Source organism: Gammaproteobacteria bacterium (genome assembly GCA_029880545.1).
GTDB lineage: Bacteria > Pseudomonadota > Gammaproteobacteria > Acidiferrobacterales > SZUA-150 > JAOUOD01.
In genome coordinates, this window is sequence record JAOUOD010000008.1 from 90,365 (window position 1) to 109,150 (window position 18,786).

Genomic DNA, 18,786 nt, shown 5'->3' on the forward strand with positions numbered 1-18,786 from the left:
GTTGTCGGCTCCAGATCAATGAGTCTATCTTCGGTTCAGGTGTTAACCGTTCATATAGACCAAAAAATGCGCCATTTTTCGTGGTTCTGGTGTATTGTCATGACAGATTCCGTGCCCGCGTCCCTGGTATTGGCGCCGGCCTTGCAGCAGGCAAAAAAAACCCCCGGGGCTTAGTCCGGGGGTGGAGATTCTGGTCCGGGATTCTTCGGGGTGGGGGTGCACGAAAGGAGAGACCGAACCAGAAAAGCTTTTCACGCCGCTCGCGTTGTGACTAAAACGATAGTCTCTGGTTGCATTGGTCTCAATGCAATCCCGATAGCCGGTCAGGATGATCGGGACAGGCGGCGCACAGGAATAAGCAAGTTGCTTGATAAGAAATTGGTTCAGCAACCCGAATATTGTAACGACACATGTATAACTGGAATTCAAGATCTGAATGAGTGAAAAGAAATTATGGGGTGGCCGGTTTACTTCGGCGACCAATGAATTTGTTGAAGCGTTTACGGCATCGGTAAACTTTGATCAACGTTTATATCGGCAGGATATCGCCGGCTCGATTGCACACGCCACCATGCTGGCAAAGGTGGGTGTGTTAACCGAAGCAGAATGCAGCCAGATAGTCGACGGTCTTAACCGGGTTCAATCAGAAATTGAAAGCGGAGACTTCAACTGGCAGGTGGGTCGCGAAGATGTGCACATGAATATCGAAGCGCGCCTGACCGAGCTGGTTGGTGATGTCGGTAAAAAATTGCATACCGGTCGTTCGCGTAATGACCAGGTGGCCACGGATATTCGCCTGTTCCTGCGTGATGGTGTGGACGAGGTGGCGGCGGGTATTCGTGCGCTGCAGAAGGTATTGCTGGACGTGGCCGAGCGCGAAGCCGATACCATAATGCCCGGGTTCACGCATTTGCAGGCTGCGCAGCCGGTAACCTTTGGTCATCACATGATGGCCTGGTTCGAAATGCTGGTGCGTGATTTCGAGCGTTTTGCTGATTGCCGCAAGCGTATCAATGTCATGCCTCTTGGTGCTGCAGCACTGGCCGGCACTACTTATCCAATCGACAGAAACATCACTGCCGAGTTGCTTGGTTTTGATCGGCCAGCCAATAATTCCCTGGATGCTGTTTCGGATCGCGACTTCGCCATTGAATTCGTGACGGCAGCGAGTACGTTGATGATGCATTTGTCACGCTTTTCCGAAGAGCTGATTATATGGTCATCGACACAATTTGATTTTGTTGACCTGGGTGATGGCTATTGCACCGGCTCGTCGATCATGCCGCAAAAGAAAAACCCGGACGTGCCGGAACTGGTTCGCGGCAAGACCGGCAGGGTAGTCGGGCACAATGTCGGCCTGCTGATGTTGATGAAATCGCAGCCGCTTGCCTACAACAAGGATAACCAGGAAGACAAGGAACCGGTATTCGATACGCTTGATACCGTCATTGATTGTCTACGCGCCTATTCCGGCATGGTAGCGGGCATGACAATCAAGCGTGACAATATGCGCAAGACCGCCATTGCCGGGTATTCCACGGCGACCGACCTGGCTGATTACCTTGTTCGCAAGGCTGTTCCGTTCCGTGATGCCCATGAAATTGTCGGTTTGCTTGTGCGCAAGGCCATAGACAGGCAATGTGATCTCGCCGAGTTGAGCCTGGAAGAAATGCAGTCGGCCGGCAGTATGATTGAGCAGGATGTGTTTGCGGTATTGACGCTGGAGGGTTCGGTGAACGCGCGCAATCATCTTGGCGGTACTGCGCCTGAACAGGTGCGACTGGCTATACAGCGTGCGCGCAAGGAATTGTCCTGATGGCTGACTCGCTCGAGGATCTCGGCAGCCTGCTCAAGGCTTTCGCGCGGGCGCGTGACTGGGAGCAGTTTCATACACCCAAGAACCTGGCCATGGCCATGGCCGTGGAAGCGGCAGAGATAATGGAGCACTTCCAGTGGAAAACGCCCGAGCAAAGCATGTCTCTGGATGCTAAAGAGCACCGCGAGGTGGCGCTGGAACTGGCCGACGTCTTTATTTATCTTATGCGCCTTGCCCAGGAACTGGATGTCGATCTGGTCGCCGTTGCCAATGAGAAAATGGCGATCAATGAAGAACGGTTTCCAGCCGGAGATTGATTGCGGGACGAGACTTGTTGCTGGCAGATAAAAAGGCGGGCCGAGGCCCGCCTTTTTATTTTGCCGGCTTGCTGTTTATCGATTCCAGGCGCTGAATGAGCAACCATCCGGGAAGCCGTAGGTCCAGTCACAGGCCCAGGTAGCGGCAAAGGTCTTGTCGGCACTCAAAAATGCCTGCAAGTCTCCGGACCCGGAAGTATCAGACCATGTGCCCAGGTACACGCCGTTGGTTGAGTAGAACGAAGCGAAGTTACCGGTAAATGTTCCATTCAGACCGTTGCCGCTAAAACTGAAGTTTGACGCCACGGTACCAGTAGAGTTAAAGACGTTGGTGATGTTAAAAGCGCTATCGATTGTGACACCGTATCCCGACCAGGAGCCAATAATATCGGTATTGACGTAACCGCCGCCTGCTGGACCAGGCGCTCCTTTCTGAACAACGCCAAAGGTAAAGCCATCATCAAGAAAGCCGGCGTGTTGCCCGGAAGAATCCACAATAAAGCCGCCAATGGTTCCGTCGTTGAGTTCGAACCCGTAGATATTATTGCCTTCAGCGGTTACGGACGCGATGGACGACAATCCGGTGTTGGCCCCGTCGACGGTAATGTTGGTAATTTTGCCGCTGTTGTCGATCGTGATCTGCAGTGGCAAAGGCGCGGCGGTAGAGTCCTTGATGGTTCCGCCCCAGGATCCGGCCAGTGTGTGTGGTGTCCCGCCGTCAGAGTCACTGCTACTGTCGGGACATGCGGTGAGGAACAGGGAGAGACACGCTAGCGCCATCCCTTGCCAGAATTTATGACTTTTCATTTCCAATACCCCTTTTCTTGGTTATTTGCCAGGTAGACCAGGAAAGGGCGGTCGCGGACGAGGTTTGAGTTGTGGATGCCTGGTTCACGACAAAACCTAACTGGTCCATAATTTTCCTGTGGAGCCGGGTTGTTCCACAGGGGGAAATCGTGAGCATTTGCCGGTCCGGCTCGCGCTCGAAGTGCGAGTTTGCGCCCAGGCTTGTTATATGTCGCTTGGCTGTATAATGCCTGTATAGTTTGAAATAATATTGGTACGGCCAAGAAATATTAGCACAGGATGCCGCAGAAGATGCTGGTTTCATTCTTCAGTTGATTGAGCTCTGCAGGGTTCAGCCATAGATATATATTTGTAAAAACAATATGTTACAGAAATATGACCGAAAGGTTTTTCATTTTAAGCCATGACCGCATCATCGGATGATCAGAAACGGCCAAATGCTGATACGTTCGAGCGCCGTGCAGGAGGTGATAGGCGCGGTGGACCCGAGCGTCGTGGGCCGACGCGATGGGATCCCAGGAATGCCGAGCGTCGATGTGGCGAGGATCGCCGAAGACCGTCTTACCTGGTCCTGTCTGAAGAGGTAGCCGAAGCGACAGATACCACGAGCTTGAAAACGGAAACAGACCGGGGTTGATGGCGAACTGGATTCCGGCTTTAGAAGCGCGAGGCGGTCACGTACAATCGCGGACGCTTTTTGACGGGATGCGTCACGGTGGCGATAACCGGAATCACGGAGGGCGCGCGCATTGCGACCAGCTTGGCTACACTATCTGTTCCTTGTTCTGCTGCTAGCGTCGATTTTTCCAGGCTGCCGGAAGTCGGGCCAAACTGACAAGGCGCCTGAGCCTGTTCAGCCGCATCAGCAGACAGAGTTACAGGCATCACGGCAACACAACCTGGAGCTAACCGTTGAACGCGACAGCCTGCAACAGTCGCTGGAAACGGTCACCCGTGAGCTGGTGGAAGCCAAGATTGAGCGAGACAAACTTGTCGTGGAGCTGCGTGCCTGCACGCGGCAGAACAGTTACAGCCAGGCACAATAATCGAAAATACGGGTCAAGTTATGGGAAGTTACGTGGAATTCAGATGCGCCAACTGCGGCTACCAGGAAGCGCAGTTACCCGTCGGCACCGGTCGTGATGCTGACAAGGAGCTGAAGTTGTTCGCCTGTAATTGCTGCAAATCAGTTCACAGTACCTGGGTAGTCGGCGAAAATGCACCCAGGTGCAGCCTGTGTTACGACCGGGATATCCGGATTATTGAAGCAGCGCCGCAATCGCTTGATTGTCCGAAATGTGGCAATACGGCAGCATTGGTCAGTGCAGACGGCAGTTGGGACTAGGCGATTGAAAAGAATATGGCGGGTAATGGTGCTGGGCGGTTACGGTCGCTATGGCAGGCATATTGTTGAGCAGCTCGCGCAGACCCCCGGCGTTGAGTGCATCGCAGCGGGCCGCAGGCCGCCGAAGCCGCGGGCGAATACCAGCGCGGCAATCCGGTTCCTGAAAGTTGATGCCAATGATGCCGGCTCGCTGAGTGCCGCACTGCAAGGCATTGATTTCCTGATTAATGCAACCGGACTGTTTTCCTCATCCAGTCAGTATCATGTTGCCAAGGCCTGCGTCGCCGCAGGTGTTCATTATATTGACCTGGCCGACAACCGTGACTATGTACGCGGTTTCACCGAGCTGGACGACCTGGCCCGTCGCAATAATGTGTTGCTGGTAACGGCTGCCGGAGCGTCGCCAGTATTGCCGGTATTGCTGACGGACGTAATCAGGCATGAATTTGATTCCATTTCCGATATTCGGGTGTATCGTTCGGCCGGTAATCGCAACCCCGGCGGTCCAGCCAGCCTGTCAGGGCTGTTGGAGCAGGTTGGTGAACAGTTTGAGGTTCTGCAATCCGGAAAGTGGCGGGTATTGGAAGCCTGGAGTAACCCGCAACGCATAAATTTCCCGAGACCGGTTGGTCGTCGGCGATGCTATTGCATCAATTCTCCGGAGCTTGATGTGCTTGCCAGGCGATACCAGGCTGACAGCGTTGTCTATCGCATGGGATTTGAGCTGGGACTGTTCAACATTGGCCTCAGCCTGTTGGCCCGGGCGCGCAAACATAAAGGCATAACATCACCGCAAAGACTCGCGCGCTGGTTATTGATGCTGTCTCGCATTGTGCGCAACCGGGGCAGTGATAATGATGCTCTTGGCGTTATTGTTCGTGGCGAGAAGTCGGGTAAGCAGATTGAGCATGGCATCTACCTGGTGGCACGGGAAGGCGCGGGTATGAGCATACCCTGTGCGCCGGCAGTGGCGTTGATACAGAAACTTCTTGACTCGGAAGCATCCGGCGAGATCAAGCTGTCCGGCGCCAGCCAGGCGTGTGACCTGATCGGTTTTGAAGAAGTGCGTCGACACCTCAGTACCCATAATGTTGTACTGGTGCGTGCATAACAACTATGGATCTGGCGATGAAAAGAATCCTGCTGGTTGTGATGGTTCTGCTTGTTGGAATGACAGCCTGTGGCCGCAAAGGGCCGCTGTTTCTTCCGCAAGAGCAGCCGGTGAACAAGGCTGGAAAAAAGAGTGAGCCACCGGCGTCAAGCGGGACAGGAGATGTCGCCGGTGACAAGAAAAAACAGCGAGAGAAACAATAATGGATACATTTGCCTACAACAATGACCGGTTGATGGTGGAACAGGTTTCCCTGGACGAAATCGCTGCTGCGGTGGGCACGCCATTTTACGTGTACTCGCGCGCCATGATTGAATACCAGTGGCGCGCCTATGATGATGCGTTCTCGGGACGTGATCACCTTGTCTGTTACGCCGTAAAGGCCAACTCCAACATCGCGTTGTTGCGCATGCTGGCGCAGTTGGGTTCCGGGTTCGACCTGGTGTCCGGTGGCGAGCTGGAGCGAGTAATACGAGCCGGCGGTGATCCGGATAAAATCGTTTTTTCCGGTGTTGGCAAAACCGAGGCCGAGATTCGTCGTGCGCTCGAGCTGGATATTGGATGTTTTAATGTTGAGTCGGCCAGTGAGCTGGTGCGAATCAATGAAATTGCCCGCGACATGAATACGCATGCACGCATTGCATTGCGCGTGAATCCTGATGTTGATCCCAACACGCACCCGTATATTTCCACGGGGCTTCGTGAAAACAAGTTTGGCATTCCCATCGAGGATGCATTCGAACTGTACCAGCGGGCTGCCGAATCAGCCGGTTTGCAGATCAAGGGGATCGCCTGCCACATTGGGTCGCAGCTGACAGATACCGAGCCGTTTATCGAGGCGCTTGAGCGGGTAATGGCCCTGGTAGGCGAGCTTGATGATGCCGGCATTACGCTGGAAACCATTGATCTCGGCGGCGGCCTGGGAATTACCTATTACGATGAGGAGCCGCCTGAACCGGATGATTATATTACCGAGCTGATGGATCACTTTCAGAGCCTTGGTTCGCGCTACCAGAAAATGTGCATCATTATTGAGCCTGGTCGATCCATAGTCGGTAACGCCGGCGCACTGGTTTCTCGAGTAGAGTATCTCAAGCATGGCGAAGAACATAACTTTGCCGTAATTGATGCGGCCATGAACGACCTGATACGACCCACGCTATACAACGCTTGGCAGGAAATCGTTCCGGTAGAGCGCAAACATGATCTGCAGACCGGTGTGTATGACGTGGTTGGACCGATTTGCGAGACGGGGGATTTTCTTGGCAAGGAGCGTGAACTGGCCATTGAGGAAGATGACCTGGTTGCCATTTTGTCAGCCGGTGCCTATGGCTTCAGCATGAGCTCAAACTACAACAGCCGGCCGCGTGTTCCCGAAGTCATGGTTGATGGAGACCGGTTCCATGTTATTCGTCGACGCGAAACACTTGACGAGCTGATTGGCCCGGAAGCATTCATTCCGGAATAGGCTGAATCAAGGCAAGACAATGCAAAACGGGAAGGCCAGCCTTCCCGTTTTGTCTGTACCCTGACTATTTGTTCAGCTCACGCTGCATGCGTTTCCTGCTTTGTTCAAGCCATTCATCTGAACTCAGTGATTTTCGCTGCAGCTGCTCGCGGCGCGCCTGGTCTTTCTTGTCTTGATCGGCTTTTTCCTGGGCGGCTACTTTCTCCGCGTCATAAACAAGCGGTCCGTGGAACAGTTCGTAAACATCCTTGGAGAACTGTTTCTGCAGCGCATCACTGGAGGTGCGTCGCCAGTTGCCCCATTTGCCATTCTTCAATGATCGAAGACTCTCGGTTGCGCTGATGTTCAGAGCAAAAGGCTGCTCGCGACCGGTGATCTGTACGCGGTAAACCAGTTGCTTTTCGGTAGTACCGGCGCGGATTATGGATGGCGCGGATTCCAGCGTCCCGCGATTCTTGTTTGCGTTTACGGACTTGAAGCGGTTAGTCATGAACGCGTCGAGTCGATCCCATAACTCATTCTTCGGCATGTCATAACGGGCATTCTTCAGCGTGTCTCGCTCCCAGTTGCTTTGTTTCATCGCGTCAAGCAGGCCGGCGTGACCCAGTGCAGGGAGCAGCGCAAGTGTCAGGATGACAAGAAGGTTTCTTGAGATTTTCATTGTTACTACCTGGTTGTTGTTGATGTGGAGAAACATCAATCTTAGACAATCAACGGCGTAGCGCAACCAAGACGAATATCAGAAAATGCGAGGTTTCCGGACCAGGTGCTTGTCAGCGGTTTGCTACCGGGTCGGGATGTGTCGCCCCGGCCTGCCATGCTGCTCAGGATGCTATTGGCGAAACCGGGGCGGCGTCTCCTCCCTCCCACTCTCACGACCCTGGGGAGGGATCGTGAGACAATCAGGATTCTTCGTTGGACTTGGCAATCAGGTCCCGAGCAAATGTGTTGACGTACCAGAATACGGCTGCGTAGAGCAGGCCGCCGAAAATCAGCACATTATAAATGGCGTCCCAGTTACGGCGTTCGGTCAGATTGGAGTAGTCCCCGGTTACCATGAGCAGGAAGGCAACCAGCGCGATACCCAATCCGGCAAGGATATTGGCGTTGAACAGTTTACGAAAGCAGCTGTTTTTACACTTGGCAAAGATATTCATTAGTGTCCCCTTATATTAGAGTTTGCTTTTATACAGGAACAAAAAAAGAAATATTTGACGTGGATCAATTATTGAACAATTTTCATTCCCTCGGATATGAGGGGTTTTCGGCGCTTTTGAATCGAGAGACTACAATTAGTTGCACACGGGCAATCGCATTGATTCCGTGTCGAGGATGAGATGTGACAATTCAACTAGGCCTGATCAGCGATGTTCATGCGCTTGCCGCCCCGGTAGAGCAGGCGTTGTCTGAATTCAGTCGGCGTGGCGTTGATCGCGTCATTTGTCTCGGTGATATTGCCGGGTACGGTGAGCAACTGGAGGCCACGGTCGAATTGCTGCAGCAGGCGGGCGCAGAAGGGATTAGGGGAAATCACGAACAATGGTACCTGGATCGATACAAGCCCTGCCGCGGGAAGCTCGGACGCGTGCATGACTGGTTTGCGACACTGCCGCGCACGCGATCAGAAACAATTGCCGGCATCAGCACATTCATGGTACACGCCAGTCCCCCGGATTCTCTTGTTGACGGTATTCGTCTGCTCGATGAGCATGGCCGGCCAATGACAGCCGCGCACGAGTCCTGGGCGGCGAAACTGGCTGAAACTGATTGTGAGCTGTTACTGGTTGGGCATGTACACCAGGCTTATGCACAACGACTGGGTAAAGTGATGGTGGTAAACCCCGGGAGCACCGCTTACAACCACAGTTGTGCCATACTCCGGTTGCCCGAACTTGCCGTTGACTGGATTGCCTTGTCGGGCCGGTCCATCCGGTGGAGCTGGAACTGGGGCATGAACATAAAAACAGATGATTAGAGGTAAATGATACGATGGATGAAAAACAGCGTCGTTATGCAGCCTTGGCGCCGATACTGGCAATTGCCGGTATCTTTATCGACCCGACTGTCAGCGCTGTATTGCCGCTGGTGATATTTTTTGTTCTGCACAGGTTTGGCAAGACTGAGGCCAGCACGGTCGCGATTCGTGCCGCGGACCTGGTGTTTACCGCGGTACTGCTGATTATTCTGATCAGTCTTGTGTTAACTCTTCTGGCCGGCGGGTTTCACCTCTCTGTGAAAACTGTGAGCATAATCTCCTTTTATGCCACTATCCTGATTATGGCTTACCTTGGCATTTCCTTGGTCATCGCCGCGATACAGGCCTCTCGCGGGAAGGTTTACCGGCACATCTTTTCTTTTGGCTTGGCCGAGCGCCTGTTCACGGTGTTCCAGCAACGAAACCGGGCGAAAAATAAAGCTGTTTAACCGGTAATGAAGTGTTTCAGGCGGCAGTTTCCGGAAGGGCACATGTCCGAGTATTGTGCGATAAACAACTCCGCAGTGGCGATGGCGTCACTCAGCGCATTATGTGCCGAGTAATCGGGAAGACCATATTGCTGACGAAGATTAAACAATCGCAGTGATCCGGTTTTGATTGATTGATGCCGTCGTTGCAGCTGTCTCCGCGCCAGGACTTCGGTATCTATTACCGGTATATGCAACTGTTGTCCGTAAAGACTCTGACAAATCTTGTTCAGAAACCCGGTTTCCAGTTTCGCATGATGAGCAACAAGTACACGCCCCTTTAACCGGTCCAGCAGTCTTGGCATCAATTCATCGATAGAGTGCCCGGTCGCGGCAGTATCATCGGTAATCCGGTGTATGACTGCGCTCTGTTCGGGAATGTCGCGAGCGGTGTAGACAAATTCATGCCAGGCGCTGCCCAGCTTGACGCTGAGTCCGTCCAGATCTACCAGCCCAATGCTGAGAATATGGTCGGTGGCCGGGTCAAGCCCGGTTGTTTCAAGATCAAGCGCAACAAAGCGAACCTGCCTGACCGGCAAGTTCGGCAAGGGTAATGCCTCACGATAGAAGCGGTCCATGACACCATCGTGGCGACGATTTGGCGCGTGTCGGTGCTTGTACCAGGGGCTGCCAAACCAGTAAGGCCAGGTAATCATTGCAGGCGCGAACTCTGGTAACGGTTCTCAAGTACGCTTTGCATGTCACTGATCACGGAAAATGCATCCTTGAGGTGGTCACGTTCCAGTCCACTGAGCATGGATGGCGGCAGGTAATTGTCTACAGGTTCACCTTTTCTTATCTGGCCCGCCTGGTTGCGGATGCGCAGGCTGGAAATAAACTCAAACGCATCTATCAGGTTTGCACCCATTTCCCTGCTTAGTGAGCCTTGTGCCATGGCCTGTGCCAGGCGTTCGTTGGTATTGACAGCAGCAATGCCGAGATTGAGCGCATAGATCCTGGCGATATCCACTATCGGTGCAAGCCCGCGATGCTTGATGTCCAGGGTGTTGTCATGCTTGCCATCGTGTACCAGGACAAAGTTGCGAAAGAAACCCAGTGGCGGCTTGTGTGACAGCGCGTTGGCGGCCATGTAGGCGATGAAAATACCGCTGGCCCGGGTTTTCTGCAGGATATGCTGTTGCAGCGCCGTGAACAATTCCTTGTTGCCGAATATGGGGCGCATATCAAAGAAAATGCTCGACAACATCAAGGCCTTTTTTTCAGGCCGTTCGATCCATTTTTCAAATGTCCGTTTCCATTCACCGAGCCGCAGGCGCCATTGCGGATTGGTTGCCATGGCATTGCCGGGGCAGTAAACGTAGCCGCAGGTATTGAGCCCGTCGCTGACAAATCGCGCCAGTTTCTCGAAATAAAGCATATCTTCGTTTGATGCCGAGTCATCAATAATCAGCGCATTGTCCTGGTCAGAGTGAGATGTTTGCTCGTTTCTTGCCTGTGATCCGGCTGACATCCACGCGTAGGATACCGGCGGCGGACCCAGTTCGGCTTCCGCCAGTTTCAGCAGTCGCTGGCACAAGCTGTCGGTAATAGTGGACATGACCTCGCCGAGATGGCTGCCGGTGATATTGGCATTGGTCAATTGCAACTGCAGTTCCGGCATACGCTGCGAGATTTTCTTCAACGCATCAATGGAGTTGGCCTTGTCGATATCGCTGGCAATGAGCGCGGGGTTGGTACTGAGGTGGCGCACAACATCGGATAACGACAGGTTCCCGGTCGGCGTGCCACTGCTCATTATCGGCAGGTGATGTATCTGGTTGCGCGTCATTATCAGCAAGGCATTGGACAGCGGCGTCCAGGATTCGATGGTAATGGGTTTGGCCGTCATGATGTCACTGATTGGACGGGTAGTGTCGATCTCTCCGGCGACGCAGCGAACGCGAATATCCTGATCAGTAACAATGCCGACCAGTGTTTCTCTTTCCATGATCAGGATGGACGATACATTTTCCGATGACATCACGCGTGCAGCCTTCCGGATGGTGGTGTCGGCCTGCACTGTTACCGGGCGTCGAACCGTCAGCTTGTTGACTTCCAGCGTCATCGCGCTGAAAGACTGGATCGGACCCTGTGCCAGTGTTACTGCCTGCTGCAGTCGCTGCTGGATAGTGCTGGAGAAGTAATTGCGAAACTGTTCGGACAGGTTGCACAGCGACTTGATGGTTGTGCAGGGTACGGTGTACAGCAGTGTATCTTCGCTGGCGTGGCCGATAATTTTCCCGGTCTTTTTTTGTCGGCACATTTCGCCGTAGACATTGGTCTCGGCCAGCTTGCCAATCAGGTTGTCTTTTTCATCGCGCAGCTCGATGGCGCCGCTGCGAATAATGAACAGTGTATCGTCTTCGATATCGGCGGGCGGGAACGCACTGCCGCGCCTGAGGTAGCGGGTGGTAACCTGCCTGGGCAATGTATCCAGTACGTCCGCGGCGAGGCTGTTGAAGGGAGCATGGCCGGCAATAAAGTCGCGCACTTCTTTGAGTTCGATTTCCATCGCTTACAACCTGGTTTCGTATATCAACCAGTGTAGTCGATTTTGCCCGGGTGATTAACAAAAAAAGCCCCGCCGAAGCGGGGCTTTGATCTGGATTGACAGCATCCCGTCAATTAATGGGATGAAGCCGTTCCGGCACCCTTGGGAATACGAATGTCTTCCACCAGGTGCTGAATGTGCTCAGGTGGCTCGGCTGTTACCTTGGATACGGCGTATGCAACAGCAAAGTTGATCATCGCACCCACTGCACCGAACGATTCCGGCTGAATACCAAACAGCCAGCTGTCAGCAGTGTTTGGCAGGTTGTTGGTGCCCGGTACGAAGAACCAGCCCTTGTAGACAAAGATGTATACCAGGGTGGACAGCAGGCCGGCGAGCATGCCCGCGACAGCGCCGCTGCGGTTCATCTTCTTGTTGAAGATACCCATCATCAATGCCGGGAAGATGGACGAGGCAGCCAGACCGAAGGCCAGTGCCACCACCTGCGCCGCAAACCCGGGTGGGTTCATACCAAGATAACCGGCAACACCGATAGCACCAGCCATGGCAATACGACCGGCCATCAGCTCGTCTTTTTCGGAAATGTCCGGTTTGAACACGCCCTTCAGCAGATCATGAGAGATCGATGAAGAAATGGCCAGCAACAGACCCGCCGCGGTAGACAGCGCCGCAGCCAGGCCACCGGCAGCAACCAGGGCAATTACCCAGTTTGGCAAGCCGGCAATTTCCGGGTTGGCCAGAACCATGATATCGCGGTCAACCTTGACCATTTCGTTGCCTTTCCAGCCGAAACCTTCGGCCTTGGCAGCAAACTCGGCGTTCTTGTCGTTGTAGTACTGGATCTTGCCGTCACCGTTCTTGTCTTCAAACTTCAGCAGGCCGGTTTTTTCCCAGTTCCTGAACCAGTTTGGACGCTCTTCATAGACCAGGTTGGCAGCAGGATCACCAACAGCGCCTGCCTGAACAGTGTTCATCAGGTTGAGGCGTGCCATGGAGCCAACAGAAGGAGCGGTGGTGTACAGAATGGCAATGAACACCAGGGCCCAGCCGGCCGAGTAACGTGCATCACGCACCTTCGGAACTGTAAAGAAGCGAATGATAACGTGCGGTAAACCGGCAGTACCAATCATCAGCGACAGTGTCAGCAGTGACATGTTCAGGCTGGAGCCCTTCTGCGCCGTGTATTCGGCGAAGCCGAGTTCCACCAGTACCGAGTCCAGCTTGTCGAGCATGTAGCCACTGCCATCGGCCATGGAGCTCATCAGGCCCAGCTGCGGCAGCGGGTTGCCGGTCAGGTTCAGTGAAATGAAGATGGCCGGTACGGTATAGGCAAAAATCAATACCACGTACTGTGCGATCTGGGTGTAGGTAATGCCTTTCATGCCACCTAGTACGGCGTATACAAATACGATTGCCATACCGACAACAACACCGGTGGTGAAGTCAGTCTCGAGGAAGCGACTGAATGCCACGCCAACACCCTTCATTTGGCCGATTACGTAGGTAATGGAGGCCACGATCAGGCAGATTACAGCAACAATGCGCGCTGTCTTGGAGTAGTAGCGGTCACCGATAAACTCGGGAACCGTGTACTTGCCGAACTTGCGCAGGTAAGGAGCGAGTAACATGGCCAGCAGCACGTAGCCACCGGTCCAGCCCATAAGGTATACGGACGCGTCATAGCCATTGAAAGCAATCAATCCGGCCATTGAGATAAATGATGCAGCTGACATCCAGTCCGCAGCTGTGGCCATACCATTGGCAACCGGGTTTACGCCCTTGCCGGCAACATAGAATTCACCGGTCGTGGAAGCGCGCGACCAGATCGCGATGCCAATGTAGAGGGCGAAGGTGGCGCCAACCACCCAGTAGGTTAAGGTTTGTAGATCCATTGTTGCCCCCTAGTCTTCGTGAACGTCGAATTTTTTATCTAGCTCGTTCATCTTCTTTGCGTAGACAAAGATCAATACCAGGAAGGTATAGATGGAGCCTTGTTGGGCAAACCAGAAACCAAGTCCGGTACCGCCGATTCTGATTGCGTTGAGCGGCTCGACAAGAATAATGCCGAACAGATATGAGACAACAAACCAGACGGCTAGCAGTATTGCCACCAGCGTCAGGTTCGCCTTCCAGTAATCACTTGCCTGATTGCTCATGATCTGAAATCTCCTGAGTTGTTAGTTAGTTAGTTAGTTATAGAAATAGCCAAGCTCCATTTTTTTATTACCTGCTGTAACATCCCTCTTGACCTCCACCATCCAACATCTACAACCGTGTTCTGTCCACATTCGAGATAATGCAGAAAAAACCGGCAACTACTGGGATGGATTCAAAGCCAATGCAGCTTGTGGCCTACATAATAGGTCATTGGTTGCAGTTCGTACAGAAGATATCGGGTTTATTATGGTTTTTTCAGGTGCAACAGTATTTCATGATATTTTGATACATCTTTTATATCACGGGTCGCGTTTGCATGACTTACAGTCCGGATACCTGACGTGCCAGCTCCAGGGAAAGGCTGACAACCGGATTCAGTAATTTGCCCAGGATGCCGGTTGCCAGCAGAATGACAAGAATAATGAGCCCGAACGGTTCGATCCTGGCCAGCAACATGGCCGCCGGCCGCGGCAAAATACCTACGGCTATGCGACCACCGTCAGCCGGCGGCAAGGGAATGAGATTGAAAATCATTAGAATTGCGTTAATGATAATTCCGAACAGGGCCATGTAGAACAGGGCCAGGCTCGCGTCCGGCGTGGTGTGCGCCAGCATTGCTGCCAGTTTCAGCACCAGGACCCAGAATCCTGCCATCAGCAGGTTGGCAGCCGGTCCGGCCACCGCGACCAGCACCATATCCCGTCTTGGCTGGTGCAGCCGACCGAAGTTTACCGGTACCGGCTTGGCCCAACCAAAGGCGAAGCCGGCTGTCAGCAACAACACCAGTGGCACAATGATTGTACCTACCAGGTCGATGTGCCGAACCGGGTTGAGTGTGAGCCTGCCTGCGCGCAAAGCCGTGTCATCACCGAGACGATTGGCTACCCAGCCATGGGCAACTTCGTGCAGCACAATGGCGTACACCAGTGGCAGGGCCGACAGGGCTATGGTTTGGAAAGTGCTGAGTTCGTTGCCAATCATGCCGTCAGTATAGCAACGAAGCAGAACAAAAAAGAATGTATCAATTAGTATTGCTGCTGATACCGGCCACAAAAGAAAGGGGAGCTGGCGCCCCCCCCGGTTGCTGCAAATATGAAACCCGTTAATGAATCGGCGCGGACGATTCCAGAATGTTGCTGGCGAGATCATAGGATGTGTGCGCAATGTCATCGACTGACAGGAAACCGGTGACTGAATTGCCGCGCGATGTTACTGCCAGCCGGCGGATATGGTTGCTCATCATCAGGTCTGCCGCTTCGCCTATATCCTGGTCTGCATAGCAGGTAATAACATCCTTGGTCATGATTTCCCTGACCCGGGTCATAACCGCGTCGCGACCCATGGCGGTAACCTTGCAGCAGATATCGCGGTCCGTGAGGATGCCTACCAGTTCGTCACCATCCATGACGGTCAGTGCACCGATATGCAAGTCATGCATTTTGCGGGCAGCCTCCTTGATCGTATCGTTTGGCGCAATGGCTTCCACCTTGTGGTTCATGATTTCTTCGACTTTCATGGTATCTCTCCTTATCTGTTCCGGCACCGGCCCGGCGTTCGCGGACCGCACGCAATGAGATATTAATGAGCTGATCCTGCGGCCTTGAGCACTTCGCCGGCCAGTTCGTGTGAATAGCGCGCAAGATCATCGACAGACAGGAAGCCTGCCATGCTGTTGTCATGTCGCAGTACAGCCAGTCGCCTTACTTTCTGGTCTTCCATCAGCCGGGCAGCTTCACTGATGTCGGCATCGTCAAAACAGGTGGTGACTTCCCTGGTCATGACCTTGCTTACCGGTGTCGAATTGAGATCGTGGCCCATGGCAATGGCAAAGCAGCTGATGTCCCGATCGGTAATAATGCCAAGCAACTGGTCATCTTCGATAATGAGCAGAGAACCGATGTTGAGATCTTTCATTGTCCTGGCGGCTTGTCTGAGCGTGGCGGTGGATTTGATGCTTTCAACCTTGGCGGTCATGATTTCCTGAACCTTCATGGTATCTCTCCTCGTATTTGGACACCGGCCCCATTGCCTGTGCCTGGACGCGAGGTTCACGCCGACCATGAATTGGTTCGTTTCAGTTTTCCCTGTTGACCATGTCCGACGGTGCCCAGGGCCGGCCGTGAAACTCGCAACAATACAAAACCAGAAATTTCCAGGCGCGATGGCCTGTTCAGTACGGCAATCATTATGGAGGCAGGCTAGGATACAAAACCATGACCGGGGTCAAAGTAGCCTGAACATTTTATTCGATTGGTGCGTAGTAATTGTCATTTATACCTGTAAAAGCAGAACTTTTTGGCGCTTTGGCCAGGTGTTGCTGCGACAGGACACTGCCCGCCAGCGAGCCGTTGATTTACGGAAAATCCTGTCAAGTACCCGCTAGCGGGTCATGCGCCTGACAAAAACAACAACGAACAAGGCATTGGTGAATGAACCAATGACAGCTTCAATCGCTGCCACCGGTCGCGCCCAGCCAACGGGTGAAAAGTCTCCGTAACCCAGGGTGGTAAAGGTGACCACGCTGAAGTATAACGAGTTTATAAACAGTTTGACCCTGTCCGGCAGGCCCGTGGTATTGGTCATATTCTGGATGGCGCCATCGTGCTGCAGGCCGATGCCTGAGTACAGCAGGGCAAACACTGTAACCAGGGCAAGACTGGACACAATAATGCGCAAGGGTTTTTCGCCGTAACCGCAGTAGCCATCAACCAGCCACGATACAAATCGCTTCAGCGATGGTTTTGGCAACTGCTTCCGTCTTACAACCAGTTCACGATAAAGAAACCAGCCGATTTTTGACGTGATACCCTGGTTGCGCATGACACGGCCGATAACGCGGTAGATTTCCTCGGCTTCGGAATACAGTTGTTTCTGTTTCTTTGGATCCGGTTCGTTGTCTCCTTGCCATTCCTGTCGCACCATGTCACCCCACTCAACACCTTCGAGTTTCGCATGATCCAGTTTGACGCCAAGCAAGTTGGTGTATTCAAGATTGGCCGAGTGCAGGTTGGCGCCGGTCAGGTCAGCCTTCATCAATGAACTGAATGACAGGTCCAGGGCAAACAGGTGAGCATGCTGCAGGTTGGCGCGGTACAGGTCGGCATGAACCAGTTGATAGCCGCGATGCTGGCCGCGATTAACAAGATCAATGTTTTCCAGGTTGGTATTGCGCAATTTGAAATAGCGCATCGGCCGTCCGGAGCGGGCACGCTCCTCGAGCAGGCTGACAAGGTCCGGTTCAGTCTTGATGTCGTCGTCGCTGTGCCAGTAGCAATAGGGCTTGCCGTCAGTTTCGGCGCCGCAGGTTTTTCCGGAAGAAGATGTAAAGCTGCATTCCATGATGCAGTCCCTGAATACAGATACCTGCGAAGGTTATCGGCCCGGGTCGAAAAACCTGTATTGCCGGCCGACGTGACTATTTCCCGGCCACGTGTTGCAACCGGGCGAGAGTCTGGCGAACGTCCGCGCTATGGGTTTTGGGGCTGACAGTCCTGAAGATGGCGGCGATGTTGCCCTCGGGATCAATGATAAAACTGTGCCGGTTGGCGAATTTTAACGGCCCCATGGAGCGCATGCTGCCGTACTGGCGGGCAACGTCACCGGCAGTGTCGGCCAGCAGCCGAAATGGCAGACTGTACTTTTGGGCAAATTTTTTGTGGCTGGTGCTGTCGTCGGTGCTAATACCGAGGACCACGGCTTTCATCTTGTGGATGAGTTCAATGTCATCGCGAAAATTGCAGGCTTCGGTGGTACAGCCCGGCGTATCGTCCTTGGGGTAAAAGTACAAAATCACCCATTTCCCGCGAAACGTGGCCAGTTCGACGACATTGTTGTCCTGGTCCGGCAGGCTGAATAACGGTGCCTGGTCCCCGGTTTTCAGGGCAGGTTGGGCGCCGGCGCTCAGCGCCGAGAATAATGACAACACAAAGGTGCCTGCAAATCTGAAAATACGTCTCGGGTTCATTGGTATGTGGCTCCATCAGTCGGGTCGGAAGACCCGGTAAATCCGGTGGTCGGAATAATGATTACCATTATATATATGCCCGGGATTAGGCTTCTACCCTGAAGGTGGTCAGGGTATGATTGCGACCTGCAGGTACAGCCCCGAAAACACAATGGAGAATGGAATGCCATCGGCTGAAGAATGGAGCAAGGCACTGGCGCAGCAGATTGTTGCGATTATGAATGAGGCCAAGGCCGCCCAGGCCAAGGCCCAGGCACTGGCCAGCCAGGCGGCGGACGCACAGATGTCCGCCAAGGCCGCCAGGCTCAAGCTGGACGCCTTGAAGGACGAAATGGCCAGGGCCGGTGCCGATGCCGAGCTGGCGGAGGCGCGCGCCGAAGCCTATGCCAAGGAACAACTGCAGGCGGAGGCGGAAGCCAGGGCCGCGGAAGCCAAAGCCATTGCCCTGGGCGAACAGTTGTCACAAGCGCAGGCAGAGGCAGAAGCCGAGGCCATGGCCAAAGCCGAGACTGTGGCCGTGTACCAGCCCGGTCGTTACGAGTGCCGGGGTTGTGGCCAGAACGTGTTGTTTACTGAAGCGACCACGACTTTGCCTGTCTGTGATAATTGCGGCGGCCAGGAATACCGGGGACAGGAGCCGGTAATGACCAAGATCATGCCGACACCTGGCAAACAATATCGCGCCGGTATGTATCACTGCAAAAGTTGCGGCGCCCGGGTCGCGGTACCGGCCGATACAAATTCACTGCCGGCTTGCGAGTTTTGCGGCCAGGCCGGGTTAGCGCCGGTTTCCTGAAATCGGCAGAACCGAATAACGCTGGACAGG

The 18,786-nt window shown here is 53.7% G+C and carries 23 protein-coding genes; 11 read left to right on the plus strand and 12 right to left on the minus strand.

Annotated elements, in window-relative coordinates:
- Positions 1 to 436: 436 nt before the first annotated feature.
- Positions 437 to 1,816 carry an argininosuccinate lyase gene (gene argH / locus OEZ10_10670; protein ID MDH5633441.1) on the plus strand — a complete coding sequence of 460 codons (1,380 nt, stop codon included), beginning with the start codon at positions 437 to 439 and terminating at the stop codon, positions 1,814 to 1,816.
- Entirely contained in the window at positions 1,816 to 2,133 is a 318-nt protein-coding gene (locus OEZ10_10675) for a nucleotide pyrophosphohydrolase (protein ID MDH5633442.1), read from the plus strand. Before argH ends, OEZ10_10675 begins: the two co-directional genes overlap by 1 nt.
- 75 nt (positions 2,134 to 2,208) lie before the next feature.
- On the opposite strand, the gene OEZ10_10680 is transcribed toward OEZ10_10675, so the two are convergent.
- Positions 2,209 to 2,940, minus strand: a complete 732-nt coding sequence (locus OEZ10_10680; GenBank protein ID MDH5633443.1) for a hypothetical protein — start codon at positions 2,938 to 2,940, stop codon at positions 2,209 to 2,211.
- Between the two features lie 403 nt (positions 2,941 to 3,343).
- On the opposite strand from OEZ10_10680, the gene OEZ10_10685 reads away from it, so the two are divergent.
- The 6 genes from OEZ10_10685 (at position 3,344) to lysA (ending at position 6,864) form a co-directional block, all read left to right on the plus strand.
- Positions 3,344 to 3,577 carry a hypothetical protein gene (locus OEZ10_10685; GenBank protein MDH5633444.1) on the plus strand — a complete coding sequence of 78 codons (234 nt, stop codon included), beginning with the start codon at positions 3,344 to 3,346 and terminating at the stop codon, positions 3,575 to 3,577.
- Between the two features lie 112 nt (positions 3,578 to 3,689).
- On the plus strand, positions 3,690 to 3,986 hold the full coding sequence (locus OEZ10_10690; GenBank protein MDH5633445.1) for a hypothetical protein: 297 nt from the start codon (positions 3,690 to 3,692) through the stop codon (positions 3,984 to 3,986).
- A gap of 32 nt (positions 3,987 to 4,018) precedes the next feature.
- A complete protein-coding gene (locus OEZ10_10695) occupies positions 4,019 to 4,285 on the plus strand; it encodes a hypothetical protein (GenBank protein ID MDH5633446.1) in 267 nt (88 codons plus the stop codon).
- Positions 4,286 to 4,289: 4 nt separating this feature from the next.
- A complete protein-coding gene (locus tag OEZ10_10700; protein MDH5633447.1) occupies positions 4,290 to 5,396 on the plus strand; it encodes a saccharopine dehydrogenase NADP-binding domain-containing protein in 1,107 nt (368 codons plus the stop codon).
- 17 nt (positions 5,397 to 5,413) lie between these two features.
- On the plus strand, positions 5,414 to 5,599 hold the full coding sequence (locus OEZ10_10705; GenBank protein MDH5633448.1) for a lipoprotein: 186 nt from the start codon (positions 5,414 to 5,416) through the stop codon (positions 5,597 to 5,599).
- On the plus strand, positions 5,599 to 6,864 hold the full coding sequence (gene lysA, locus OEZ10_10710; GenBank protein MDH5633449.1) for a diaminopimelate decarboxylase: 1,266 nt from the start codon (positions 5,599 to 5,601) through the stop codon (positions 6,862 to 6,864). The genes OEZ10_10705 and lysA overlap by 1 nt, the downstream gene beginning before the upstream one ends.
- 64 nt (positions 6,865 to 6,928) lie before the next feature.
- On the opposite strand, the gene OEZ10_10715 is transcribed toward lysA, so the two are convergent.
- Positions 6,929 to 7,525, minus strand: a complete 597-nt coding sequence (locus OEZ10_10715) for a hypothetical protein (protein ID MDH5633450.1) — start codon at positions 7,523 to 7,525, stop codon at positions 6,929 to 6,931.
- 241 nt (positions 7,526 to 7,766) lie between these two features.
- Complete coding sequence (locus OEZ10_10720) at positions 7,767 to 8,021, minus strand: hypothetical protein (protein MDH5633451.1); 255 nt, start codon at positions 8,019 to 8,021, stop codon at positions 7,767 to 7,769.
- 182 nt (positions 8,022 to 8,203) lie between these two features.
- Here OEZ10_10720 and OEZ10_10725 point away from each other — a divergent pair, with 182 nt between their 5' ends.
- Both OEZ10_10725 and OEZ10_10730 read left to right on the plus strand, forming a co-directional pair.
- Positions 8,204 to 8,839: a metallophosphatase family protein gene (locus tag OEZ10_10725; protein ID MDH5633452.1), complete on the plus strand. Its 636-nt coding sequence runs from the start codon at positions 8,204 to 8,206 to the stop codon at positions 8,837 to 8,839.
- A gap of 14 nt (positions 8,840 to 8,853) precedes the next feature.
- Entirely contained in the window at positions 8,854 to 9,288 is a 435-nt protein-coding gene (locus OEZ10_10730) for a hypothetical protein (protein ID MDH5633453.1), read from the plus strand.
- Here OEZ10_10730 and OEZ10_10735 read toward each other — a convergent pair.
- The 9 genes from OEZ10_10735 to OEZ10_10775 form a co-directional block, all read right to left on the minus strand.
- Entirely contained in the window at positions 9,285 to 9,983 is a 699-nt protein-coding gene (locus OEZ10_10735; GenBank protein ID MDH5633454.1) for an exonuclease domain-containing protein, read from the minus strand. The genes OEZ10_10730 and OEZ10_10735 overlap by 4 nt on opposite strands.
- Complete coding sequence (locus OEZ10_10740) at positions 9,980 to 11,839, minus strand: DUF294 nucleotidyltransferase-like domain-containing protein (GenBank protein MDH5633455.1); 1,860 nt, start codon at positions 11,837 to 11,839, stop codon at positions 9,980 to 9,982. The genes OEZ10_10735 and OEZ10_10740 overlap by 4 nt, the downstream gene beginning before the upstream one ends.
- A 113-nt stretch (positions 11,840 to 11,952) precedes the next feature.
- Entirely contained in the window at positions 11,953 to 13,731 is a 1,779-nt protein-coding gene (locus OEZ10_10745; protein ID MDH5633456.1) for a cation acetate symporter, read from the minus strand.
- Positions 13,732 to 13,740: 9 nt separating this feature from the next.
- Positions 13,741 to 13,995 carry a DUF4212 domain-containing protein gene (locus tag OEZ10_10750; protein MDH5633457.1) on the minus strand — a complete coding sequence of 85 codons (255 nt, stop codon included), beginning with the start codon at positions 13,993 to 13,995 and terminating at the stop codon, positions 13,741 to 13,743.
- 322 nt (positions 13,996 to 14,317) lie between these two features.
- Positions 14,318 to 14,977: a site-2 protease family protein gene (locus OEZ10_10755; GenBank protein MDH5633458.1), complete on the minus strand. Its 660-nt coding sequence runs from the start codon at positions 14,975 to 14,977 to the stop codon at positions 14,318 to 14,320.
- A gap of 121 nt (positions 14,978 to 15,098) precedes the next feature.
- Complete coding sequence (locus tag OEZ10_10760; GenBank protein ID MDH5633459.1) at positions 15,099 to 15,512, minus strand: CBS domain-containing protein; 414 nt, start codon at positions 15,510 to 15,512, stop codon at positions 15,099 to 15,101.
- 62 nt (positions 15,513 to 15,574) lie between these two features.
- Positions 15,575 to 15,988 carry a CBS domain-containing protein gene (locus OEZ10_10765; GenBank protein MDH5633460.1) on the minus strand — a complete coding sequence of 138 codons (414 nt, stop codon included), beginning with the start codon at positions 15,986 to 15,988 and terminating at the stop codon, positions 15,575 to 15,577.
- 387 nt (positions 15,989 to 16,375) lie between these two features.
- Positions 16,376 to 17,335 (minus strand): pentapeptide repeat-containing protein, encoded by a 960-nt coding sequence (locus OEZ10_10770; GenBank protein MDH5633461.1) that lies wholly within the window; start codon positions 17,333 to 17,335, stop codon positions 16,376 to 16,378.
- A 76-nt stretch (positions 17,336 to 17,411) separates the two neighbouring features.
- The gene (locus OEZ10_10775; GenBank protein ID MDH5633462.1) at positions 17,412 to 17,960 is read right to left on the minus strand and encodes a peroxiredoxin; all 549 of its coding nucleotides are present in this window, start codon (positions 17,958 to 17,960) and stop codon (positions 17,412 to 17,414) included.
- A gap of 163 nt (positions 17,961 to 18,123) precedes the next feature.
- Here OEZ10_10775 and OEZ10_10780 point away from each other — a divergent pair, with 163 nt between their 5' ends.
- Entirely contained in the window at positions 18,124 to 18,756 is a 633-nt protein-coding gene (locus OEZ10_10780; GenBank protein ID MDH5633463.1) for a zinc ribbon-containing protein, read from the plus strand.
- Positions 18,757 to 18,786 lie beyond the last annotated feature (30 nt).